Below are 19,498 nucleotides of genomic sequence, written 5' to 3'. Positions count from 1 at the left end.
TGCTCGCACTATAGCTAGGCTGCCTGATGCTTTGATCAGTCAAAAGTATGATTTTCTGTTTGGGGTATCACTCCCCATGTCCCGCACTGCCTCAATATAGACAACAATTCGGAGGGCAACCAGTCAGACACCCTCGCTATCTCAGCGGGTTACAACTAAAAAAAAGGCGTTCCCTCAGGAACGCCTTTAGCAGAGCATTGAGTGACCGGATCAGATCAGCTCAATCGCCATGGCCGTAGCCTCACCACCGCCAATGCACAGCGACGCCACACCCTTGCTTTTGCCGTAACGCTTCAGGGCGTACATCAGGGTTACCAGCAGACGGGAACCGGTGGAGCCCACAGGGTGTCCCTGAGCGCATGCACCACCGTGGACATTCACCTTCTCAGGATCCAGACCCAGTTCGCGAATTGGCATCATTGCAACCATGGCAAAGGCTTCGTTGATCTCATACAGATCAACCTCATCCTTGCTCCAGCCCGCTTTATCAAGCAGGGTATTGATCGCGCCAACCGGTGCACAGGTGAACTCGGACGGGTGCTGGGAGTGAGTCGCGTGAGCCACAATCCGTGCCAGCGGCTTGAGACCGCGACGCTCAGCTTCAGCAGCACTCATCAGCACCAGAGCAGACGCACCGTCGGAAATGGAAGACGCGTTGGCGGCGGTTACAGTGCCGTCCTTGCTGAAGGCCGGGCGCAAGGTAGGGATCTTGTCCAGGTTAGCGGTCAACGGTTGCTCGTCTTCTTCAACAACGACATCACCCTTGCGGGACTTGACCGTGACCGGCACGATCTCATCCTTCAACAGACCTTCCTTGATGGCATTTTGAGCACGTTTGAGGGAGTTGATGGCGTAATTATCCATCTCTTCCCGGGTGTAGCCCTTCTTGTCCGCCATTTCCTGGGCAAATGCCCCCATCAGACGACCGGTTTCGGCATCTTCCAGCCCGTCCAGAAACATATGATCCTGAACAGTATCACCCGCACCCATGCGGTACCCTTTACGGGCATTGGGCAGGATATAGGGCGCGTTGGACATGCTTTCCATACCACCAGCAACCATCACGTCATTGCTACCGGCCTTGATCAGGTCATGGGCCAGCATGGTGGCTTTCATACCGGAACCACAGAGTTTGTTGATGGTGGTGGCACCGGTACTATCGGGCAACCCCGCCTTGCGCATGGCCTGGCGAGCCGGACCCTGCTTCAGACCCGCAGGCAACACGTTACCCATAATGATTTCCTGAACGTCGGCCGACTCGATACCCGCACGGCGAACAGCTTCGGCAATGCTCAGAGCACCCAGCTCAATCGCTGATACTGGACTCAGGCAACCCTGGAATCCACCCATGGGGGTACGGACACCACTAACAATCACTACGCTGTCGTTACTCATGACTCTCTGGACCTCTTAATTCAATGGGATAGGGGTATTTTTATTATTTTGATCATCTCCACCCGAAACTACGGGCGATGGGGTGCTTCGAGGTACTCCCGTGACTGCATTTCCAATAAACGGGATTCCGTACGCTCGAACTCAAAGCTCAGCCTTCCTCCGGCATAAAGCTCTGTGATAGGGGCTGCGGCAGACATGATGACCTTGACGTTGCGGTCATAGAATTCGTCAACCATGTTAATAAAACGACGGGCCTGATCGTCCTTGTCTCCGCCCATTACCGGCACGTTACTCACGATGACTGCGTGAAACTCCCGCGCCAGCTCAATATAGTCATTCTGGCTCCGCGGTCCGTCGCAGAGTTCCGCGAACTCAAACCAGACCACATCGTCGGCATGCCTCAAAGCCTTGAGTTTGCGGCCGTTAACGTCCAGGTCAAGGGTATGACTGCCCGCTTCCAGCGCAAGACTCTCATAACTCCGAGCCAGGCTGACATCAGCGCTGTCGTCAAGGGGATAATGAAACAGCTCCGCCTGCTCCAGGGTACGCAGGCGGTAATCGACGCCGCCATCAACATTGACCACATCGGTGTGCTTTTTTACCAACTCAATGGCTGGCAGGAAGCGCGCTCGCTGCAAGCCGTCCTTGTACAGGCCGTCTGGCACGATGTTCGAGGTACAAACCAGCGACACTCCACGACTGAACAGCGCCCCCATCAGGGTCGCGAGAATCATGGCGTCGCCAATATCCGACACAAAGAACTCATCAAAACAGATCACGCATGCTTCATCAGCAAAACGGCGCGCGACCAGTTCCAGGGGGTTTTTTTCGCCCTTGAGAGATTTGAGCTCCTGGTGAACCCGCTGCATGAAGCGGTGAAAGTGCACCCGCATTTTTCGCTCAAAAGGCAGCGCTTCAAAGAAGGTGTCCATCAGATAGGTCTTGCCACGTCCGACCCCCCCCCAGAAATAGAGCCCCTTGATTGGCTCCTGACGCCCCTTCTTCAGTTTCCGGCGCAGCCGGGTCACCGTTTTCTGGCGCTGATTTTCGGCGTCCACCAAGTTGTCATAGAGCGCCTGAAGCCGACGGACGGCATCTTCCTGAGCGGCATCTTTGTGAAAATCAGGGCGGGTAAGATCTTGCTGGTAACGTTCCCAGGGTGTCATCGACGGCAGTTCCCGAAATTGGATGGTTCTTTACGGCGCGCTATTGTCGCTGATTTTGGCTATTTTCGCCACGGGGGCTACTGTTCTCCGCTACCGGATCAACAGGCAATACGACGATTGGCGCAGCCAATCCCCATGGGCGGCGAGGCAATAGGGCGTTATACTCGGATACAGGAGTTTGACAAGGCCTTACCAACAACCAAAAATTCAGGCCTGTTCCACAGAATTTCTGGCGTCGTTTATCACATGAAGGGACACCGTAGCTTATGACCAACCTGATTCTGGCAGCCATCGTCGCGCTCACCGCCGGCGTTGTCATTGGTATATTCATTGGCCGTTCCGGGCAGGGCTCAACGCTACGCCAGCGGCGTGCCGAGCAACAGATTGACGAGCTTCGTAGCGAATACACCCGCTATCAGGCCCAGGTCAATGAACACTTTATGGAGTCGGCGCACCTGCTGCGCCGGTTCAACGACACCTACCGGGACGTCAACCAGCACATGGCGCGCGGCGCCAACCGGCTGTGTAACGACGAAGACTGGCTGGAAGAACTGGACAAGGAAACATCGCGAGCCCGACTGGGCGATGACCGTGACAATGGCGTCGAGCCGCCCAGGGACTATGCACCAAAAGTGGATCCCAGCGAAAAAGGCACCTTGGCTGAAGACTACGGACTGGCGTCAAAATCTGGGGAGAAGGCGTAACCGCCACTCCCCCGCCCGGTACATAATGGCCCGGAAGACTTCGACTTACTCCGGGCCAGCTCTGGCGATCAGACTTTCCTAGACCGGGTTGTCGCAGTCGACAAACCGGTGCTCCAGGCCAAAGCGCTCAGCAATTGCCTCACCCAGCGCCTGCACGCCGTATCGCTCCGTGGCGTGATGACCCGCAGAAAAATAGTGGATACCGCACTCCCGCGCGGTATGGGTCGTGGGTTCCGATATTTCCCCACTGATAAAGGCATCCAGTCCAGCATCCACGGCTTTGGCAATATAGCCCTGAGCAGCCCCCGTGCACCAACCCAGGGTGGAAATTTCCGCCACTCCCTGCCCCACATGCAAGGGCACCCGGCCCAGACAGGACTCCAGATGACGAGCCAGTTGCTCCACGGTCATCGGCTGCGGAAGCTCCCCTTGCCACACCAGCCCATCAAGCACCCGAGGATTCTGAATACCCAATATCCGCGCCAACTGGATGTTATTGCCAAACCGCTCGTGATCATCCAGCGGCAGATGGTAAGCCACCAGATTGATATCATGCTCCAGCAACGCCTTTAGCCGCGCGCGCTTCATCCCGCGAATGGTTGCGTCCTCACCCTTCCAGAAATACCCATGGTGAACCAGCAACATCTGGGCTTTCTGCGCAATAGCTGCATCCACCAGCGCCTGAGATGCCGTGACCCCGGAGACAATCCGGGTTACGTCGTCACACCCTTCAACCTGGAGACCGTTCGGGCAGTAGTCCTGAAAGTTGTCCGGGGTCAGCCATTGCGAAACCGCAGCCAGTATTTCGTTGCGCGAGGCCATGGCTTACACCATCTTCCCAAGAGCACACAACAAGGCGTCGTTCTGCTCCGGCATACCAATGGTAATCCGCAAAAATTCGGAAATCCGCGGCTTGTTGAAATGGCGCACGATCACGCCCTGCTCTCTGAGACCGGTCATCAAAACGTCACCCCGATGCAGGGGATGACGGGCGAAAACAAAGTTCGCCCGGGATGGCAACACGTCAAACCCCAGTGCCTCGAGCTCTGCCGTGACCCGGTCACGCTCGGCTATGACCCCATCGCAGCTTTGACGGAAGTACGTCTCATCCTCAAACGCAGCCTGCGCGCCAGCCTGCGCAACACGATCCAGAGGGTAGGAGTTGAAGCTGTTCTTGACCCGTTGCAGGGCCTCAATCAGCTCGCTGTCGCCAATGGCAAACCCGACACGCATTCCCGCCAGGGAGCGGGATTTGGATAGCGTCTGGATGACCAGCAGGTTGGGATGGCGATCAACCAGAGCAACGGCGCTTTCGCCGCCAAAGTCAACGTACGCCTCATCAATAACCACCACACGATCCGGATTGGCCGAGACGACCCGTTCCACTTGATCGAGAGGCAGGAAACGACCGGTTGGGGCATTGGGGTTAGGGAAAATCACGCCACCGTTCGCCTGCTCATAGTCCGCAGGGTCAATCTCGAAACGGTCGTTCAGGGGCACCACCCGACTGGCAATTCCATAAAGGCCGCAGTAGACCGGGTAGAAACTGTAGGAAATATCCGGAAACAGGATTGGCTCGTCCTGCTGGAACAAGCCGAAAAAGACATGGGCCAGCACCTCATCGGAACCATTACCCACAAACACCTGATCGCCCCTCACCCCATAGTAACTGGCGATGGTTTGTTTGAGCTCGACTGATTCGGGATCCGGATACAGCTTCAGGCTGTCATCGAGCGCCGCCTGCATGGCCACCAACGCTCGCGGTGACGGCCCGTAAGGGTTCTCGTTGGTGTTCAGTTTGACCAGATTATCCAGCTTCGGCTGCTCACCGGGAACATAGGGCACCAAGTCTTTGACGACCGGACTCCAGTACTTGCTCATCACTCAACTCCGCCCTGCTCAGCGCTGCCCTCAATACGGTATTCAGCGGAACGGGCGTGGGCGGTGAGACCTTCACCACGAGCCAGCACCGAGGCGATCTTACCCATCTCACTCGCACCATGAGCTGAAAAACCAATGATCGAGGAACGCTTCTGGAAGTCATAGACCCCCAGCGGTGATGAAAAACGGGCAGTACCGGAGGTTGGCAACACATGGTTTGGACCGGCACAGTAGTCGCCCAGCGCCTCTGCGGTGTATCGACCCATGAAGATCGCGCCCGCGTGGCGAATTTCCTCAACCAGAGCCTGGGGATCCGCCACCGACAATTCCAGGTGTTCCGGGGCAATCCGGTTACTCACCCGGGCCGCTTCCGACAGATCTGCGACGTCAATCAGCGCGGCGCGGCTGTTCAGGGACGTGGCAATAATTTCCGCCCGCTCCATCGTAGGCAGCAAGTTGCGAATGCTGTTCTCGACACGGTCCAGATACTCAGCATTGGGACAGATCAGGATCGACTGAGCCTGCTCATCGTGCTCAGCCTGGGAAAACAGGTCCATCGCAATCCAGTCGGGATCGGTTTCACCGTCACAGATGACCAGAATCTCCGAAGGCCCTGCGATCATATCGATCCCTACGGTGCCAAACACCTCACGCTTTGCAGTCGCCACATAGATATTGCCGGGGCCGACAATTTTGTCGACATGGGGAATGGTATCCGTACCGTAGGCCAGTGCGGCCACGGCCTGGGCACCACCGATGGTAAACACGCGGTCTACGCCAGCAATCGCCGCGGCGGCCAACACCATCTCGTTGACAGTCCCCCCTGGTGTCGGAACCACCATGATGACTTCTGCGACTCCGGCAACCTTGGCCGGAATGGCATTCATCAGCACCGAAGACGGGTACGCGGCCTTACCGCCAGGCACGTAAAGCCCAGCCCGATCCAACGGCGTCACTTTCTGGCCCAGCACGGTGCCATCGGCCTCTTCATACTGCCACGAGGACTGCATCTGGCGCTGATGATAATCCCGTACCCGGTCCGCAGCCTTCTCAAGCGCGTCCCGCTGATCCACCGGGATTGCGGCCAGTGCCTGCTGCAAACGCTCCTGGGAAACCTCCAGTTCGCTAACGGCAGCCGCGTCAACCTGATCAAAGCGAGCGGTAAATTCCAGCACGGCCTGATCGCCGCGAGTACGCACCTCATGCAGGATATGACGGACCGACTCATTGACTTGATGGTCAACGCTATCGTCCCAGGCCAGGAGCCTGGACAGCGCATCATCAAAATCAGCCTGGGCGGCTGACAACCGGGTAATGGAAACGTCAGTCATAGTATCCCCTGCATACAGGAAAGGAGGTTGGTTCAGGCGGGATCCGCCACTTTGCAGCGTTCAACGGCTGCGCCCATCTTTTCAATGATGGGGTGAAGCTTCTGGTGCTTGATTTTCATGGATGCCCGGTTGGCCACCAACCGGGTACTGATGTTGGCGATCAGTTCCCGCGCTTCCAGGCCGTTGGCTTTCAGGGTGTTGCCGGTATCAACGATATCGACAATCTCATCAGCCAACCCCAGAATCGGCGCCAGTTCCATCGCACCATACAACTTGATGATGTCTGCCTGGAGTCCTTTGGCGGCGTAATAACGACGGGCCAGGTTGACGAATTTGGTGGCAACCCGGAGGCGCCCCTGAGGCGGCGCCACCCCTTTTGGCCCGGCCGTCATCAGCCGGCAACGGGAAATATTGAGATCCAGCGGCTCGTACAGGCCTTCGCCACCGTGCTCCATCAATACGTCCTTGCCAGCAACGCCGAGGTCCGCGCCACCGTACTGCACATAGGTCGGCACATCGGTGGCACGAATGATCAGCACCCTCACGTTCGGGTCGGTTGTCGGGAAAACCAGTTTGCGGGACTTGTCGATATCATCGAGAAGCTCGATACCGGCTTCCGCCAGCAGTGGCAGCGTCTCCTTGAGAATCCGCCCTTTCGACAGCGCGATCGTTATGGTGTCAGTCATTATTCCTTCCGGTCACTAGTTCAAGCCGGCAGGCGGCGAATACTGCCACCCAGCAGCTGAAGTTTCTCTTCGATACACTCGTAGCCGCGATCGATGTGGTAAATGCGATCGACGATGGTGTCCCCGTCAGCAACCAGGCCGGCGATAACCAGACTGGCCGACGCCCGCAGGTCAGTAGCCATGACAGGTGCACCGGTCAGGTGATCGACACCCTTGATAATCGCTGCGTTGCCTTCCAGGGTCACATCGGCACCCATGCGGATCAGCTCCTGCAGGTGCATGAAACGGTTTTCAAATACGGTCTCGACAATGGTTCCGGTGCCTTCGGCAACGGTGTTCATGGCCGCAAACTGGGCCTGCATGTCGGTTGGAAACGCAGGATACGGCGCAGTCCGCAGGCTCACGGCCTTGGGACGATTACCCTTCATATCGAGCTCGATCCAGTCCTTGCCACAGTTGATGGTGGCCCCGGCCTCGTCCAGCTTGAGCAAAACCGATTCCAGCAACTCTTCACGGGTGTCCTTGAGCTTGACGCGACCACCGGTAGCCGCTGCGGCAACCAGGTAAGTACCGGTTTCCACACGGTCTGGCAGAACGTCATAATGACAGCCGTGCAGACGTTCAACACCGTTGATCTCAATGGTGGCACTGCCATGGCCCTTGATATCCGCGCCCATCGCGATCAGACACTCCGCAAGGTCAACCACTTCCGGCTCCCGTGCGGCGTTCTCGAGAATGGTCTTACCATCGGCCAGCGCAGCCGCCATCATCAGGTTTTCAGTGCCGGTCACAGTCACCGTGTCGAGGAAGATGTGGGCACCTTTCAGGCGTCCGTTGGAACGGGCCTTGATGTAACCGTTCTCAACCTTCACTTCGGCCCCCATCATTTCCAGGCCATGAATATGGAGATTGACCGGCCGGCTGCCAATAGCACAACCACCCGGCAACGACACTTCGGCCTCACCAAAGTGAGCGACCAGCGGCCCCAGCACCAGGATGGACGCACGCATGGTCTTCACCAGCTCGTAAGGAGCGTGAAAATGCTTGATGGTATTGGCGTGGACTTCCACACTCATTTTTTCATCAATCATCAACTCCACCCCCATGCGACCGATCAGCTCGATCATGGTGGTGATGTCGTTGAGGTGTGGCAGGTTACCCACGGTGACCGGCTCATCGGCCAGCAAGGTCGCGGCAAGAATCGGCAAAGCGGAGTTCTTGGCGCCGGAAATCCGGATTTCCCCATCAAGCGGCTTGCGGCCACGAATCAGTAGTTTGTCCACAATAGTTATCCTGTTTGTCGTGGGCAGGGGCTTAGCCCTGGCGCGCAGCCCATTGGGCCGGAGTAAATGCCTTGATTGTCAGGGCATGGATGGAGCCATCACTGAGCTGCTGGTTAAGTGCACCATAGATCAGTTGCTGCTTCTTCACCGGAGACATACCTTCAAAGCGCTCACCTACGGCCACTACCAGATAGTGGTTGCCTTCGCTTTGCACTTCAATTTCACAGTCCGGCAGAGCATTCTTTACCAGCTCAGCAACTTCGCGGGCTTCCATAACAACAGTCCTCGGGGAGAAGTTAATTCAGGAGCGGAATTGTAACCAATTCTGGGTGGCGGGTCAGCTTCCGTGACAAAGCCGTCAGTGCGACTCAGCAGTAAACCCGCTGAGGTAGTGATCCACACCGCTGAGAGACGCCAGGGAACGCAGCGATTCCCCGACTTCAACAAAATTCAGTGGGCGCTGCTGTGATTGCGCGCAGCGTTGCCAGCAAAGGAAAAGCGAAAGCGCGGCGCTATGGGCAACCGGGGATTCACCAAGGTCAATGGTCAGCGGACCGGAGCCTGCGCGAATCAACGCTTCGCCCGACGCCCTGACGGCCATGGCTCCCGCCACATCCAGCACCCCGCGTACCCTGAGGACCGGACCGTCCTGAATGACCTCAGCCGTCGCTGCCGCCGCCAGTGCCATTACTGCCCTTCGACCTCACCGTCTGAGTCGAGCCCTTCAACAGCACCACTCCAGCCATCAATTACCGCCTGGATATTACCCCCGCTGGATTCCATCTCCTGAGCAAAGCGGTCCCGGAAGGCGAGGCCTATATTGATACCTTCAACAATCACGTTTTCCATTCGCCAGTCGGCGCTGCCGTCCTTGCGGTACATTGAGTAGCTGACCGGGTAACGATTGCCGGAGGCTGAAATGACCTCCATCTGCACGGAGGCCCGGGTGTCGTTATCCGGATTCACCTGTGCCTCTTTAACCTCGATGGTAAAATCCTGGGACTCCACCAGCGCCTGGGCGTAACTGTCGAACAGGCTGCGCTTGAACTTTTCAACAAAGGCATCGCGCTGCTCAGGCGTCGTCTGGCGCGCATAACGCCCCATCACCCGGGCTGCAATACGCCGAAAATCGACAAAATCCTGCAGTGTTTCATCCATGCTGCGGTAAAACGCTTCCGGGTTTTCCGAATAGAGCCCCCGTTCTTCGTTGAGCTTGGTCACCAGCTCCTGAGTGCTTTCATTCACATACTGCAGCAGGTCCTCACTGGCGCGCGCCACCATGGAGACGGCAAGCGCCTGCACCAGAACAAACAATATAACCAGATACTTGCTGACAGACGTCATAATCACTCCCTAACTGCGCATCATGCGGCTCCCGCAGACGCTACTTTTGAATTACCCTCGCTCAGCGTCCGCTGGCGAAATTACCGATCAACCGCTCAAGATTCATGGCCGACTGCGTGGAATAGAAGACATCGCCATCCGCCATCAGGGTTTCATCGACACCCACTGAGATATCAATGTACTGCTCACCCAGCAATCCCGATGTACGTATTATCGCTGAACTGTCGGTCGGAATGTTATCAACTGCCGTATCAATATCCATGGTGACACGGGCCTGAAATGTATTCCGGTCCAGCTCAATGGAACGAATCCGGCCAATCGTCACGCCAGCCATCGACACCCGCCCCCGCGGCGTGAGGCCTCCGGCATCGTTGAAGCGGGCCTGAACCTCATAGGTCTCGCCGTTGCTTCCCGGAGTCAGCCCGCTGACCTGCAGGGCCAGAAATACCAGGGCAAGACCCCCCAGCAGCATGAACACACCTACAGTGACTTCCATCGTCCTTCGCGCCATCACTCCCCCTCAAAAACTTCCGAACATGACTGCTGTGAGCACAAAATCCAGCCCCAGCACTGCCAGCGATGAGTAAACCACCGTTTTTGTGGTGGCCGAGCTTATGCCCGCAGAGGTCGGTACGCAATCGTAGCCCTGAAAGACCGCGATCCAGGTGCAGACAAAGCCGAACACAATACTTTTAATGACGCCGTTCATGACATCGTCGAGAAACTCAACCGACGCTTGCATGTTGCCCCAGAACGAACCTTCAAACACCCCCAGCCAGTCTACTCCTACCAGCTTACCGCCCCAGATCCCGACTGACGAAAAAATCATCGCCAACAGCGGCATGGCCAGGAAGCCACCCCACAGCCGGGGCGCCACCACCTGACGCAGAGGATCCACCCCCATCATTTCCATACTCGACAACTGCTCCGTGGCCTTCATCAGACCAATCTCAGCCGTCAGCGCCGAGCCCGCCCGACCGGCGAACAGCAAGGCGGTTACCACCGGACCCAGCTCCCGAACCAGGGTCAGGGCAATCATCTGGCCGATGGCATCTTCACTGCCATAATCACTGAGGATGGTATAGCCCTGCAGTGCGAGCACCATACCAATGAACAAGCCCGACACCACGATGATCGCCAGAGACAGAACGCCGATCGCGTAGAGTTGCCGCACCAACAGGGCAAACCCCGCCGAGGTCCGTGGAAAACCTGCGAGAACGCCTGCCAGAAACAGACCCGAGCGTCCGAACGAGCGAGCCACTTCCAGACCTGAGCGCCCAATCCGGGCAATGCGATCAATCACGACGAAACCTCACAAATATCCCAGTCCGCTCGCGCAGCCGGTGCCGGATAATGGAACGGAACCGGGCCATCAGGATAACCGTGCAGAAACTGCTGAACCTGCTCCGACGGGTGTTGCCGCAACTGCTCCGGAGAGCCCTCGCCGATGACACGCCCATCCGCGACTATACAGGCGTAGTGGCAGATACTGAGCGACTCAGGCACATCGTGGGACACCAGGACGCTGGTCAACCCCATGGCACCGTTCAAATCCCGAATCAGCTTCACCAGCACTCCCATGGCAATGGGGTCCTGGCCGGCGAAGGGCTCATCGTACATGATCAGTTCCGGATCAAGGGCAATGCTTCGGGCCAACGCAACCCGACGCGTCATGCCACCAGACAGCTGGGCGGGCATCAGTTCCCGGGCACCGCGAAGCCCAACCGCCTCAAGCTTCATGAGCACGACGTCGCGAATCATATCCTCCGGCAACCGGGTGTGAATCCGCAGGGGGAATGCCACATTTTCAAAGACGCTAAGATCGGTAAACAGGGCGCCACTCTGGAAAAGCATCCCCATTTTCTCGCGCAATCGGTAAAGTGCCGATCGACCCAGCTCAGGTACCGACTCACCGGCCACAACGACCCGCCCCCGATCCGGTTTCAACTGCCCCCCGATCAGTCGCAGCAGCGTTGTCTTACCGGTGCCACTGGGGCCCATGATTGCGGTTATCTTTCCCTTTGGAATCGACAGGCTGACGCCATCAAAAATCGGCCGTCCGTTGCGGGAAAAAACAACATCCTCAAGCGTAATGTACGGGTCTGACGCCATGATCGTTCCAGGATTGGTGTGCGGGGCAACGAACAGACCGAGCCCCCCCAACAGGTTGCCGGCTACAGTAGTAGAACTCCATCGTAACCTCAACGGATACCACCTAAAATATATGACATGCAGCGTTAATGAGTGACCCCGGCACCCCCGGAAAGCCGACACCATCACCAGACCCCGGCCGCAACGAAAGTGGTATACTCCGGCAAATTCACTCGCACCCGAACGACTCCGGACCCGTAAAAATATGACCACACACTTCAAGGACGCCGCCCTGCGCGCTATCGCCATTGAGCGGGATGCCATCGACGCCCTGAACGAGCGCATCGACGACCATTTCATCAAGGCCTGTGAAGTCATCATGGCCTGCCAGGGTCGTGTGGTTGTGACCGGTATGGGCAAATCCGGGCACATCGGCAAAAAGATCGCCGCCACGCTGGCCAGCACCGGCACGCCGTCTTTCTATGTACACCCGGGCGAGGCAAGCCATGGCGACCTTGGCATGATTACCGGCCAGGATGTGGTTCTGGCCATTTCCAATTCCGGCAGTACCAGCGAAGTACTGACCATACTGCCTTTGATTAAGCGCATGGGCGCCCCCCTCATCAGCATGACAGGCAACCCGGACTCTGTGCTGGCGAGAGAGGCGGCGGCCAACCTGGATGTCAGTGTTGCCCAGGAAGCCTGCCCCCTTGGGCTGGCACCAACATCCAGCACTACCGCCACCCTGGTCATGGGCGACGCCCTTGCCGTGGCATTGCTGGATGATCGCGGCTTCAGTGCCGAGGATTTTGCTTTTTCCCACCCTGGCGGCAGCCTGGGTCGACGTCTGCTACTTAGGGTTTCCGATATCATGCACAGTGGTGACCGCATCCCCAAAGTCGCGGAGGACACCACCCTGAACAATGCACTGCTGGAGATTTCCCTCAAGGGCCTGGGCATGACCACTGTCGTCAACAGGGCTGGTAACATGGTGGGCATTTTCACCGATGGTGACTTGCGCCGCACGCTCGACCACCCACTGGACATCCACGCCACGCCGATCCAGGAGGTCATGACCCGCAACGGCAAGACCATCTTTGAGGATCAGCTGGCCGCAGAAGCGCTCAAGCTGATGGACGAACTCAAGATAAACGCGTTGCCAGTGATCAACCGCGACGGCGAACTGACCGGCGCCATCAACATGCACGACCTGCTTAAAGCCGGAGTAATCTGATGACCAGCACTATGCCTGTCTGGCCCCAAAGCGCTCTCGAAAAGGCCCGTAACATCAGGCTCCTGGCCCTGGATGTGGATGGCGTCATGTCCGATGGCACCCTGTTGTTCAGCGCCAGCGGCGACGAACTGAAGGCCTTCAATATTCTCGATGGCCTGGGCATCAAGCTGCTGATGAACGCCGGCATTGAAGTCGCAGTCATCACCGGCCGCAGCTCGCCGCTGACCGAAAAGCGCATGAACGACCTTGGCATTCCCCACTTGATGCAAGGGCGCGAAGACAAGCGCACCGCCCTGCTGGAGCTGACATCAGCCCTGTCATTGGAGCCCGGCGCCATTGCCTATATGGGGGATGACCTTCCAGACCTGGCAGCCATTCAGTACGCAGGCTTCGGTATCACCGTGCCCAATGCCCACTGGTTCGTCCAGCAGCATGCAGACTACTGCACCACCACCACGGGTGGCCGCGGCGCCGTTCGTGAAATCTGCGACCTGATCCTTACCGCACAGGGTAAACTCGACAACGCACTGACAGGCTTCCTGGAGCCCCGTTGATGAGTATCTCTGATCAGCTGACCCGGCCCTGGGTGCGAACTCTCGCCCTGCTCGTCAGCATCGCCGTGCTGGTTTCGTTGCTGTGGCAATCCGACGAACGGGTACCTCCGCTGGAAGCGGAATCCCTGCGCGGCCCGTCCGAGCCGGACGGTTTCGTCATTAACGGACTGTATCGCTCGTTTGACGCCAGCGGCCAGCTCAACACCATGATCAGCAGCCCCCGGATTGAGCAGTTTGAATCGACTCAGCTGGCCACCATGGTCAACCCCAACGCCACCCTCGTTGACAAGAATACCGGGTCACCCTGGACCCTGACCGCTGAAACCGGCACCTTTCACGAACAGAAAAATCTGGTTGAACTGCAGGGGAATGTTATTGTTACCCGCCAGCTCGGCGAAGATCGCCAGGGCACCCTGGAAACCGAACAGCTGACCCTGGATAACGCCAACCGAACCGTTTATACGGATGCCCCGGTCACCATGACAGACGGCCGCAGCACCACCCGGGCCACCGGCATGACCGCCTGGATCGATGACCGCATCCTGGAACTCAAGTCACAGGTAATAGGACTGTATGAGCCTGCAAATTCCAAGCCTCAATAACCGCAAATCCGGCATCGCCTCTGTCGCCCTGGCACTGCTTGCCCTTGCCGGTAACCCGGCCCAGGCTTTTGACCTGAATTCGGACGCACCGATCAAGGTCAGCGCTGACAACGCACGGCTGGACGACAGCCGCGGCATTGCCACCTATACCGGCGACGTGATCATTACACAGCTCAACACACGCCTGCAGGCCGACAGAGTCATCCTCTACCGGGATGAAAACGGCCTCAACCGCATCGAAGCCAGCGGCTCACCGGCCCGCTACACCCAGCCGACCAGCCGTCAGGGCGAGGCCACGGATGCAGAAGCGAAGAACATCACTTATTCTGCCCCGGACAACCGGCTGACCTTTGAGCAAGACGCTGTCATCACTCAGGGCAACAACCTGTTTCGCGGCCAGCTGATTCACTATGATACCCAGAACCGGGTCGTCACCGCGGAAGGCTCCGGCGCTAACGGCGACGATGGCGGTCGGGTGGAAATGGTGATCCAGCCCCGCAACCAAACACAACAAGGCAACTGATCAAGGGTCCGAATGGCAGTCCTCAGAGCCAGCAACCTGGCAAAAAGCTACAAGCAGAAAAAAGTCGTCCTTGATGTCTCCCTCGAAATCCGTAGCGGTGAGATTGTCGGATTGCTGGGCCCCAACGGGGCGGGCAAAACGACCTGTTTCTATATGATCGTGGGCCTGGTTCCGGCGGATCATGGGCGCATTACCATCGATGAAGCCGACATTACGCCCCTGCCCATGCACGGTCGCGCCCGCAAGGGTATTGGCTACCTGCCCCAGGAAGCGTCGGTGTTCCGCAAACTGACCGTGCGCGACAACATCATGGCCATCCTGGAAACCCGCAAGGAGCTTAAACGCAGTGAGCGGGAACAGAAGCTGGATGAACTGCTTGAGGAATTCCACATTACCCATATCCGTGACAGCGTTGGCATGGCCCTGTCCGGGGGCGAGCGCCGCCGGGTCGAGATCGCCCGGGCGCTCGCTATGGAGCCAGCGTTCATCCTGCTGGACGAGCCATTCGCTGGTGTTGACCCGATTTCGGTCAGCGATATCAAGCAGATTATCCGCCACCTGCGGGACAAGGGTATCGGTGTGCTGATTACCGATCACAACGTGCGTGAAACCCTGGACATCTGCGAGAACGCCTACATTGTCAGTGGCGGACACATCATTGCCTCCGGGCACTCCGAGGAGATTCTGGCCAATCAGCAGGTCAAGGATGTCTACCTTGGTAACGAATTCAGACTGTAAATCCGTTGATTAATACGGAGCGATTGCCGACTATCGTCATACGACTGTCAGATTGTTTTGGCAGTCCCAAGCAAGTACACTCGGCAGAAAACTTGCTTGTATTGACAAGTCACGAGCATAAAAGACTTTTTTCTCAATGCCGTGAGCCACAACGAAGCCTGAAAGGCACCTGAAGTACACGGGCGACGGAACTTACATCATGGTCATGAAAGCCTCCTTGCAGTTAAAACTGGGTCAAAGTCTGACAATGACGCCCCAGTTACAACAGGCGATCCGGCTACTGCAGCTGTCGACCCTGGACCTGCAACAGGAAATCCAGCAGGCCCTTGATTCCAATCCCATGCTGGAAACCCAGGAAGACGACGACCGGTCTGAATCCGAAGACGGCGACAATAACGATCCCCGTGAAGAGAACGTATCCGCCTCGGAAACAGATGCGGAAGACAACTCCTGGGATGAAGAACCCTCGCAGGAATGGGAAGCCGACAATAACGCCAACGACAGCATTCCGGACGACTTACCGGTTGATACCGCCTGGGACGACATCTACCAGCCGGCAACAGCGCCGGTATCGCGTGGCGACGACGAGAACGACAGCGATTTCGAGACCCGCAACTCTGCCGCGGAAACCCTCCAGGATCATTTGGAGTGGCAGCTTAACCTGACCCCTATGAGTGACCGCGACAGGGCTGTTGCCACCTCCTTGCTGGACGCTGTGGACGAACGCGGCTATCTGACGTCTGACCTGGAAGAAATTCATTCTGGCCTGCTCGACGAGACCGACGAAGATCCGGTGGAAATGGATGAAGTTGAAGCGGTCCTGCGCCGCCTTCAACACTTCGATCCCCCCGGAGTCTTTGCCCGCAACCTGCAGGAATGCCTGCTGATCCAGCTTAATCAGCTGCCTGCAGATACCCCTTGGCTGCCGCAGGCGCGCCTGGTCATCACTCATTACATCAATTTGCTGGGCAACCGGGATTATGCCCAGCTGCTGCGACGGAGTCGGCTCAAGGAGGATCAGCTCAAAGAAGTTCTGGCGCTGATCACCCAGCTCACCCCGCGACCAGGCGACGCCATTGATCAGGCCGAGCCGGACTACGTCATTCCTGATGTCATCGTGCGCAAGAACAACGGACGCTGGCGGGTGGAGCTGAACCCTGAAATTGCGCCCCGTATTCGCGTCAATGCCGGCTACGCCTCCCTCATCCGGCGGGCCGACAGCAGTGCAGACAACACCTATCTGCGGGACCAGCTGCAGGAAGCCAAGTGGTTCATCAAGAGCCTGCAGAGCCGAAACGAAACCCTGCTCAAGGTGGCGACGCGGATCGTTGAGCATCAGCAAGGTTTCCTTGATCATGGCGAAGAGGCCATGAAGCCGCTGATCCTCTCAGACATCGCACAAGCGGTTGAAATGCATGAGTCGACGATTTCCAGGGTAACCACCCAGAAGTACATGCATACCCCCCGCGGCATCTTTGAACTGAAGTACTTTTTCTCCAGTCATGTCAGCACCGATGAGGGCGGGGAGTGTTCCTCTACCGCCATCCGCGCCATGATCAAGAAGCTGATTGCAGCAGAAACTCCGAAAAAGCCGTTGAGCGATAGCAAAATTGCAGCCATGCTAGGAGAACAGGGAATAAAAGTTGCCCGCCGTACTGTCGCCAAGTACCGTGAGGCCATGCACATTCCCCCGTCAAATGAACGGAAACGATTGGTGTAGGTCAGAGTCAGCGGAAACTGCGTGAGCCCGTACTCTGGCATCAAGGGAAATCACGTTGCGATGACACATCGCAACAGCCCCGCCAGCGACGGAAGTTCGCTGGCAAGCTAACTATAGGAGACGCCTATGCAACTCAACATTTCAGGTCATCATGTCGAACTGACGCCCCCCCTAAAAGAGTATGTATCTGGCAAATTTGAAAAGCTTGAACGCCATTTTGACCACATCAGTAACTGTCAGGTGACCCTGGGAATTGAAAAAGTACGCCAAATGGCAGAAGCCACGTTGCATGTAATTGGCGGCGAAATTCACGCAAAGGCGGAAGATGATGATATGTACGCCGCCATTGACGCCCTTGTGGACAAGCTGGATCGACAGATCCTCAAGCACAAGGAAAAAAATGTTGATCGTATGCATGGAAACGGCGCCCGCTAAACGGTAGCCTTGCCAGCCTATGATTAGGTTGAGCTGCGGTACGCCAAACGTACCGCAGCCTTTTTTTACGGAAACACTGTCGATCCATGACGGAAACAACTCTCACCATACAAAGCATCCTGGCCCCCGGGCTGACCCTCTGCCGGGTCGCCCTGTCCAGTAAAAAACGGGCCCTGGAATACATTGCCGAGCAGGTTCATCAATCCGCTGAGGACCTGAGCGAGGCTCAGATTTTCAACAATCTGGTCGCCAGGGAGCGCCTGGGCAGTACTGGCATTGGCCAGGGAATTGCCATTCCCCACTGTCGGCTGGAAGGCTGTGATAAGGTGGTTGGCGTCCTGATCACTCTGGAAGAAGGCGTTGCCTTTGACGCCATCGACAATCAGCCAGTAGACCTGCTGTTTGCTCTGATCGTTCCCAAGGAAGCCACCAGCGAGCACCTGGAGCTGCTGAGCCAGCTCGCCGAAAAGTTCAACGACCATAATTTCTGCACTGAACTTCGTCAGTGCACTGACAACGCCGCGTTGTACAATCGAATGACAGGCACGCCCTAGTCCAACCGAGTCTCGGAGTTGCGGGTTATGAAACTGATCATCGTCAGTGGTCGTTCCGGCTCAGGCAAAAGTACCGCCCTGCATGTCCTGGAAGATCTGGGATTCTATTGCATCGACAACCTGCCTATTGGCCTGCTGTCCCCGCTGACCCGGGAAGCCACTAACCACCAGTCCGGTCGCTTGCAACGGATCGCCGTCAGCATCGATGCCCGCAACCTGTCAGACGAAATCGCCAATTTCGAGGATATACACCACCAGCTTACCCAGACTGGCGCCACCCTCGAAATCATCTTTCTCGATGCCACTGACCAGGCCCTGCTGCAACGATTTCATGCCACCCGCCGCAAGCATCCACTGAGCAACGATCACACGTCCCTGAAAGAAGCCATTCACAGCGAAAAGCACTTGCTCGAGCCCATCGCCAGTCTGGCCGACCTGTTTGTAGATACCACAGAGCTGTCCATCTACGAACTGCGGGACATGGTGAAGCAACGGATTATCGGTCGCCGGGAACAGGAAATGGCGCTGCTGGTCCAGTCATTCGGCTTCAAGCACGGCGTGCCCGTGGACTCTGACTACGTATTCGACGTGCGCTGCCTGCCTAACCCCTACTGGGATACCAGTCTGCGCAAGTACACCGGTGTGGACCAGCCGGTTATCGAATTCCTGGAAAAGGATCCTCTCACCGCTCAGATGGTCAGTGATGTCATCAAATTCGTGGATACCTGGCTACCGTCCTTCGGAAAGAGCAACCGCAGCTATATGACCATTTCCATCGGTTGTACCGGAGGACAGCACCGCTCGGTCTACGTTTGCGAACAGGTTGGGGAGTACTTTGCCAACCACTACGACAACGTGCAGGTACGCCACACCGAACTTCCCCATCTGAAACCCGTAACGCCCTGATCCTGATATGATCCAGCACCCCGTAACCATCATCAACAAACTAGGACTGCATGCCCGTGCCGCTGCGAAGCTGGTTGCCACTGCATCAGAGTTTGAAAGCACCATCGAAATTGTGAAAGGTAGCCAGAAGGTGAATGCCAAGAGCATCATGCCCGTGATGATGCTGGCCGCGAGCAAGGGCACCGAGCTGGAGCTGCATATCAACGGGCCGGATGAAGCCGCTGCCCGGGACGACCTGGTGGCCCTGATCAATGATTATTTCGGTGAAGGGGAATAACGGCAGCTACCCTCAGCTCCCGGATCACCTCAGCAAGCCCGCAAGGGCGCTTTCAAGAGCTGTCCAGAGGCTCC

Annotated in this window: 24 protein-coding genes; 11 read left to right on the top strand and 13 right to left on the bottom strand. The window is 57.2% G+C overall.

Features of this window, described 5'->3' with window-relative positions; all coding sequences use genetic code 11:
- Positions 1-210: 210 nt before the first annotated feature.
- Positions 211-1,395, bottom strand: coding sequence for a thiolase family protein (locus BLV11_RS04650; protein ID WP_091811781.1), 1,185 nt, complete (start codon positions 1,393-1,395; stop codon positions 211-213).
- Positions 1,396-1,463: 68 nt separating this feature from the next.
- Positions 1,464-2,561, bottom strand: coding sequence for a cell division protein ZapE (zapE, locus tag BLV11_RS04645; RefSeq protein ID WP_091811780.1), 1,098 nt, complete (start codon positions 2,559-2,561; stop codon positions 1,464-1,466).
- Positions 2,562-2,827: 266 nt separating this feature from the next.
- Here zapE and BLV11_RS04640 point away from each other — a divergent pair, with 266 nt between their 5' ends.
- Positions 2,828-3,265, top strand: a complete 438-nt coding sequence (locus BLV11_RS04640; protein ID WP_091811779.1) for a Z-ring associated ZapG family protein — start codon at positions 2,828-2,830, stop codon at positions 3,263-3,265.
- Positions 3,266-3,343: 78 nt separating this feature from the next.
- Here BLV11_RS04640 and BLV11_RS04635 read toward each other — a convergent pair whose 3' ends face one another.
- From BLV11_RS04635 to BLV11_RS04585, 11 genes are all read right to left on the bottom strand, one after another.
- Positions 3,344-4,087, bottom strand: a complete 744-nt coding sequence (locus tag BLV11_RS04635) for a Nif3-like dinuclear metal center hexameric protein (protein WP_091811778.1) — start codon at positions 4,085-4,087, stop codon at positions 3,344-3,346.
- 3 nt (positions 4,088-4,090) lie between these two features.
- The gene (gene hisC / locus BLV11_RS04630; RefSeq protein WP_091811777.1) at positions 4,091-5,146 is read right to left on the bottom strand and encodes a histidinol-phosphate transaminase; all 1,056 of its coding nucleotides are present in this window, start codon (positions 5,144-5,146) and stop codon (positions 4,091-4,093) included.
- Positions 5,146-6,477, bottom strand: a complete 1,332-nt coding sequence (hisD, locus tag BLV11_RS04625) for a histidinol dehydrogenase (protein ID WP_091811776.1) — start codon at positions 6,475-6,477, stop codon at positions 5,146-5,148. Before hisD ends, hisC begins: the two co-directional genes overlap by 1 nt.
- Before the next feature lie 32 nt (positions 6,478-6,509).
- Positions 6,510-7,163, bottom strand: a complete 654-nt coding sequence (gene hisG, locus BLV11_RS04620) for an ATP phosphoribosyltransferase (protein ID WP_091811775.1) — start codon at positions 7,161-7,163, stop codon at positions 6,510-6,512.
- A 20-nt stretch (positions 7,164-7,183) separates the two neighbouring features.
- Positions 7,184-8,446, bottom strand: coding sequence for a UDP-N-acetylglucosamine 1-carboxyvinyltransferase (gene murA / locus BLV11_RS04615; protein WP_091811774.1), 1,263 nt, complete (start codon positions 8,444-8,446; stop codon positions 7,184-7,186).
- 31 nt (positions 8,447-8,477) lie between these two features.
- A complete protein-coding gene (locus tag BLV11_RS04610) occupies positions 8,478-8,720 on the bottom strand; it encodes a BolA family protein (protein ID WP_091811773.1) in 243 nt (80 codons plus the stop codon).
- Positions 8,721-8,804: 84 nt separating this feature from the next.
- The gene (locus BLV11_RS04605) at positions 8,805-9,134 is read right to left on the bottom strand and encodes an STAS domain-containing protein (RefSeq protein ID WP_091811772.1); all 330 of its coding nucleotides are present in this window, start codon (positions 9,132-9,134) and stop codon (positions 8,805-8,807) included.
- Positions 9,134-9,790 (bottom strand): MlaC/ttg2D family ABC transporter substrate-binding protein, encoded by a 657-nt coding sequence (locus tag BLV11_RS04600; protein WP_091811771.1) that lies wholly within the window; start codon positions 9,788-9,790, stop codon positions 9,134-9,136. The genes BLV11_RS04605 and BLV11_RS04600 overlap by 1 nt, the downstream gene beginning before the upstream one ends.
- A 61-nt stretch (positions 9,791-9,851) precedes the next feature.
- The gene (gene mlaD / locus BLV11_RS04595) at positions 9,852-10,301 is read right to left on the bottom strand and encodes an outer membrane lipid asymmetry maintenance protein MlaD (RefSeq protein WP_091811770.1); all 450 of its coding nucleotides are present in this window, start codon (positions 10,299-10,301) and stop codon (positions 9,852-9,854) included.
- Between the two features lie 9 nt (positions 10,302-10,310).
- A complete protein-coding gene (gene mlaE, locus BLV11_RS04590; protein WP_091811769.1) occupies positions 10,311-11,093 on the bottom strand; it encodes a lipid asymmetry maintenance ABC transporter permease subunit MlaE in 783 nt (260 codons plus the stop codon).
- A complete protein-coding gene (locus tag BLV11_RS04585) occupies positions 11,090-11,902 on the bottom strand; it encodes an ABC transporter ATP-binding protein (RefSeq protein ID WP_091811768.1) in 813 nt (270 codons plus the stop codon). The genes mlaE and BLV11_RS04585 overlap by 4 nt, the downstream gene beginning before the upstream one ends.
- 244 nt (positions 11,903-12,146) lie before the next feature.
- Here BLV11_RS04585 and BLV11_RS04580 point away from each other — a divergent pair, with 244 nt between their 5' ends.
- The 10 genes from BLV11_RS04580 to BLV11_RS04535 all read left to right on the top strand — a co-directional run bounded on the left by BLV11_RS04580 (position 12,147) and on the right by BLV11_RS04535 (position 19,424).
- The gene (locus tag BLV11_RS04580) at positions 12,147-13,115 is read left to right on the top strand and encodes a KpsF/GutQ family sugar-phosphate isomerase (RefSeq protein WP_091811767.1); all 969 of its coding nucleotides are present in this window, start codon (positions 12,147-12,149) and stop codon (positions 13,113-13,115) included.
- The gene (gene kdsC, locus BLV11_RS04575; RefSeq protein ID WP_091811766.1) at positions 13,115-13,669 is read left to right on the top strand and encodes a 3-deoxy-manno-octulosonate-8-phosphatase KdsC; all 555 of its coding nucleotides are present in this window, start codon (positions 13,115-13,117) and stop codon (positions 13,667-13,669) included. Before BLV11_RS04580 ends, kdsC begins: the two co-directional genes overlap by 1 nt.
- Positions 13,669-14,271, top strand: a complete 603-nt coding sequence (gene lptC, locus BLV11_RS04570) for an LPS export ABC transporter periplasmic protein LptC (protein WP_175528284.1) — start codon at positions 13,669-13,671, stop codon at positions 14,269-14,271. Before kdsC ends, lptC begins: the two co-directional genes overlap by 1 nt.
- Positions 14,243-14,794 carry a lipopolysaccharide transport periplasmic protein LptA gene (gene lptA, locus BLV11_RS04565; RefSeq protein ID WP_091811765.1) on the top strand — a complete coding sequence of 184 codons (552 nt, stop codon included), beginning with the start codon at positions 14,243-14,245 and terminating at the stop codon, positions 14,792-14,794. The genes lptC and lptA overlap by 29 nt, the downstream gene beginning before the upstream one ends.
- Before the next feature lie 12 nt (positions 14,795-14,806).
- A complete protein-coding gene (gene lptB, locus BLV11_RS04560) occupies positions 14,807-15,532 on the top strand; it encodes an LPS export ABC transporter ATP-binding protein (RefSeq protein WP_091811764.1) in 726 nt (241 codons plus the stop codon).
- 205 nt (positions 15,533-15,737) lie between these two features.
- A complete protein-coding gene (locus tag BLV11_RS04555; protein WP_091811845.1) occupies positions 15,738-17,252 on the top strand; it encodes an RNA polymerase factor sigma-54 in 1,515 nt (504 codons plus the stop codon).
- Positions 17,253-17,378: 126 nt separating this feature from the next.
- On the top strand, positions 17,379-17,687 hold the full coding sequence (hpf, locus tag BLV11_RS04550; RefSeq protein WP_091811763.1) for a ribosome hibernation promoting factor: 309 nt from the start codon (positions 17,379-17,381) through the stop codon (positions 17,685-17,687).
- A gap of 86 nt (positions 17,688-17,773) precedes the next feature.
- Positions 17,774-18,241, top strand: coding sequence for a PTS IIA-like nitrogen regulatory protein PtsN (gene ptsN, locus BLV11_RS04545; RefSeq protein WP_091811762.1), 468 nt, complete (start codon positions 17,774-17,776; stop codon positions 18,239-18,241).
- 27 nt (positions 18,242-18,268) lie between these two features.
- Positions 18,269-19,147 carry an RNase adapter RapZ gene (gene rapZ, locus BLV11_RS04540; protein WP_091811761.1) on the top strand — a complete coding sequence of 293 codons (879 nt, stop codon included), beginning with the start codon at positions 18,269-18,271 and terminating at the stop codon, positions 19,145-19,147.
- 7 nt (positions 19,148-19,154) lie between these two features.
- On the top strand, positions 19,155-19,424 hold the full coding sequence (locus tag BLV11_RS04535) for an HPr family phosphocarrier protein (protein WP_091811760.1): 270 nt from the start codon (positions 19,155-19,157) through the stop codon (positions 19,422-19,424).
- Positions 19,425-19,498 lie beyond the last annotated feature (74 nt).

The sequence above is a fragment of the Marinobacter mobilis genome (assembly GCF_900106945.1).
In the GTDB taxonomy this organism is placed as follows: domain Bacteria; phylum Pseudomonadota; class Gammaproteobacteria; order Pseudomonadales; family Oleiphilaceae; genus Marinobacter; species Marinobacter mobilis.
This window is presented reverse-complemented; position numbering and strand designations above follow the sequence as displayed.

Coding starts and splice junctions, on each gene's coding strand:
- BLV11_RS04650 (WP_091811781.1), bottom strand. CDS start 1,395: ATGAGTAACGACAGCGTAGTGATTGTTAGTGGTGTCCGTACCCCCATG.
- zapE (WP_091811780.1), bottom strand. CDS start 2,561: ATGACACCCTGGGAACGTTACCAGCAAGATCTTACCCGCCCTGATTTT.
- BLV11_RS04640 (WP_091811779.1), top strand. CDS start 2,828: ATGACCAACCTGATTCTGGCAGCCATCGTCGCGCTCACCGCCGGCGTT.
- BLV11_RS04635 (WP_091811778.1), bottom strand. CDS start 4,087: ATGGCCTCGCGCAACGAAATACTGGCTGCGGTTTCGCAATGGCTGACC.
- hisC (WP_091811777.1), bottom strand. CDS start 5,146: ATGAGCAAGTACTGGAGTCCGGTCGTCAAAGACTTGGTGCCCTATGTT.
- hisD (WP_091811776.1), bottom strand. CDS start 6,477: ATGACTGACGTTTCCATTACCCGGTTGTCAGCCGCCCAGGCTGATTTT.
- hisG (WP_091811775.1), bottom strand. CDS start 7,163: ATGACTGACACCATAACGATCGCGCTGTCGAAAGGGCGGATTCTCAAG.
- BLV11_RS04610 (WP_091811773.1), bottom strand. CDS start 8,720: ATGGAAGCCCGCGAAGTTGCTGAGCTGGTAAAGAATGCTCTGCCGGAC.
- BLV11_RS04605 (WP_091811772.1), bottom strand. CDS start 9,134: ATGGCACTGGCGGCGGCAGCGACGGCTGAGGTCATTCAGGACGGTCCG.
- BLV11_RS04600 (WP_091811771.1), bottom strand. CDS start 9,790: ATGACGTCTGTCAGCAAGTATCTGGTTATATTGTTTGTTCTGGTGCAG.
- mlaD (WP_091811770.1), bottom strand. CDS start 10,301: ATGGCGCGAAGGACGATGGAAGTCACTGTAGGTGTGTTCATGCTGCTG.
- BLV11_RS04585 (WP_091811768.1), bottom strand. CDS start 11,902: ATGGCGTCAGACCCGTACATTACGCTTGAGGATGTTGTTTTTTCCCGC.
- BLV11_RS04580 (WP_091811767.1), top strand. CDS start 12,147: ATGACCACACACTTCAAGGACGCCGCCCTGCGCGCTATCGCCATTGAG.
- kdsC (WP_091811766.1), top strand. CDS start 13,115: ATGACCAGCACTATGCCTGTCTGGCCCCAAAGCGCTCTCGAAAAGGCC.
- lptC (WP_175528284.1), top strand. CDS start 13,669: ATGAGTATCTCTGATCAGCTGACCCGGCCCTGGGTGCGAACTCTCGCC.
- lptA (WP_091811765.1), top strand. CDS start 14,243: ATGAGCCTGCAAATTCCAAGCCTCAATAACCGCAAATCCGGCATCGCC.
- lptB (WP_091811764.1), top strand. CDS start 14,807: ATGGCAGTCCTCAGAGCCAGCAACCTGGCAAAAAGCTACAAGCAGAAA.
- BLV11_RS04555 (WP_091811845.1), top strand. CDS start 15,738: ATGAAAGCCTCCTTGCAGTTAAAACTGGGTCAAAGTCTGACAATGACG.
- hpf (WP_091811763.1), top strand. CDS start 17,379: ATGCAACTCAACATTTCAGGTCATCATGTCGAACTGACGCCCCCCCTA.
- ptsN (WP_091811762.1), top strand. CDS start 17,774: ATGACGGAAACAACTCTCACCATACAAAGCATCCTGGCCCCCGGGCTG.
- rapZ (WP_091811761.1), top strand. CDS start 18,269: ATGAAACTGATCATCGTCAGTGGTCGTTCCGGCTCAGGCAAAAGTACC.
- BLV11_RS04535 (WP_091811760.1), top strand. CDS start 19,155: ATGATCCAGCACCCCGTAACCATCATCAACAAACTAGGACTGCATGCC.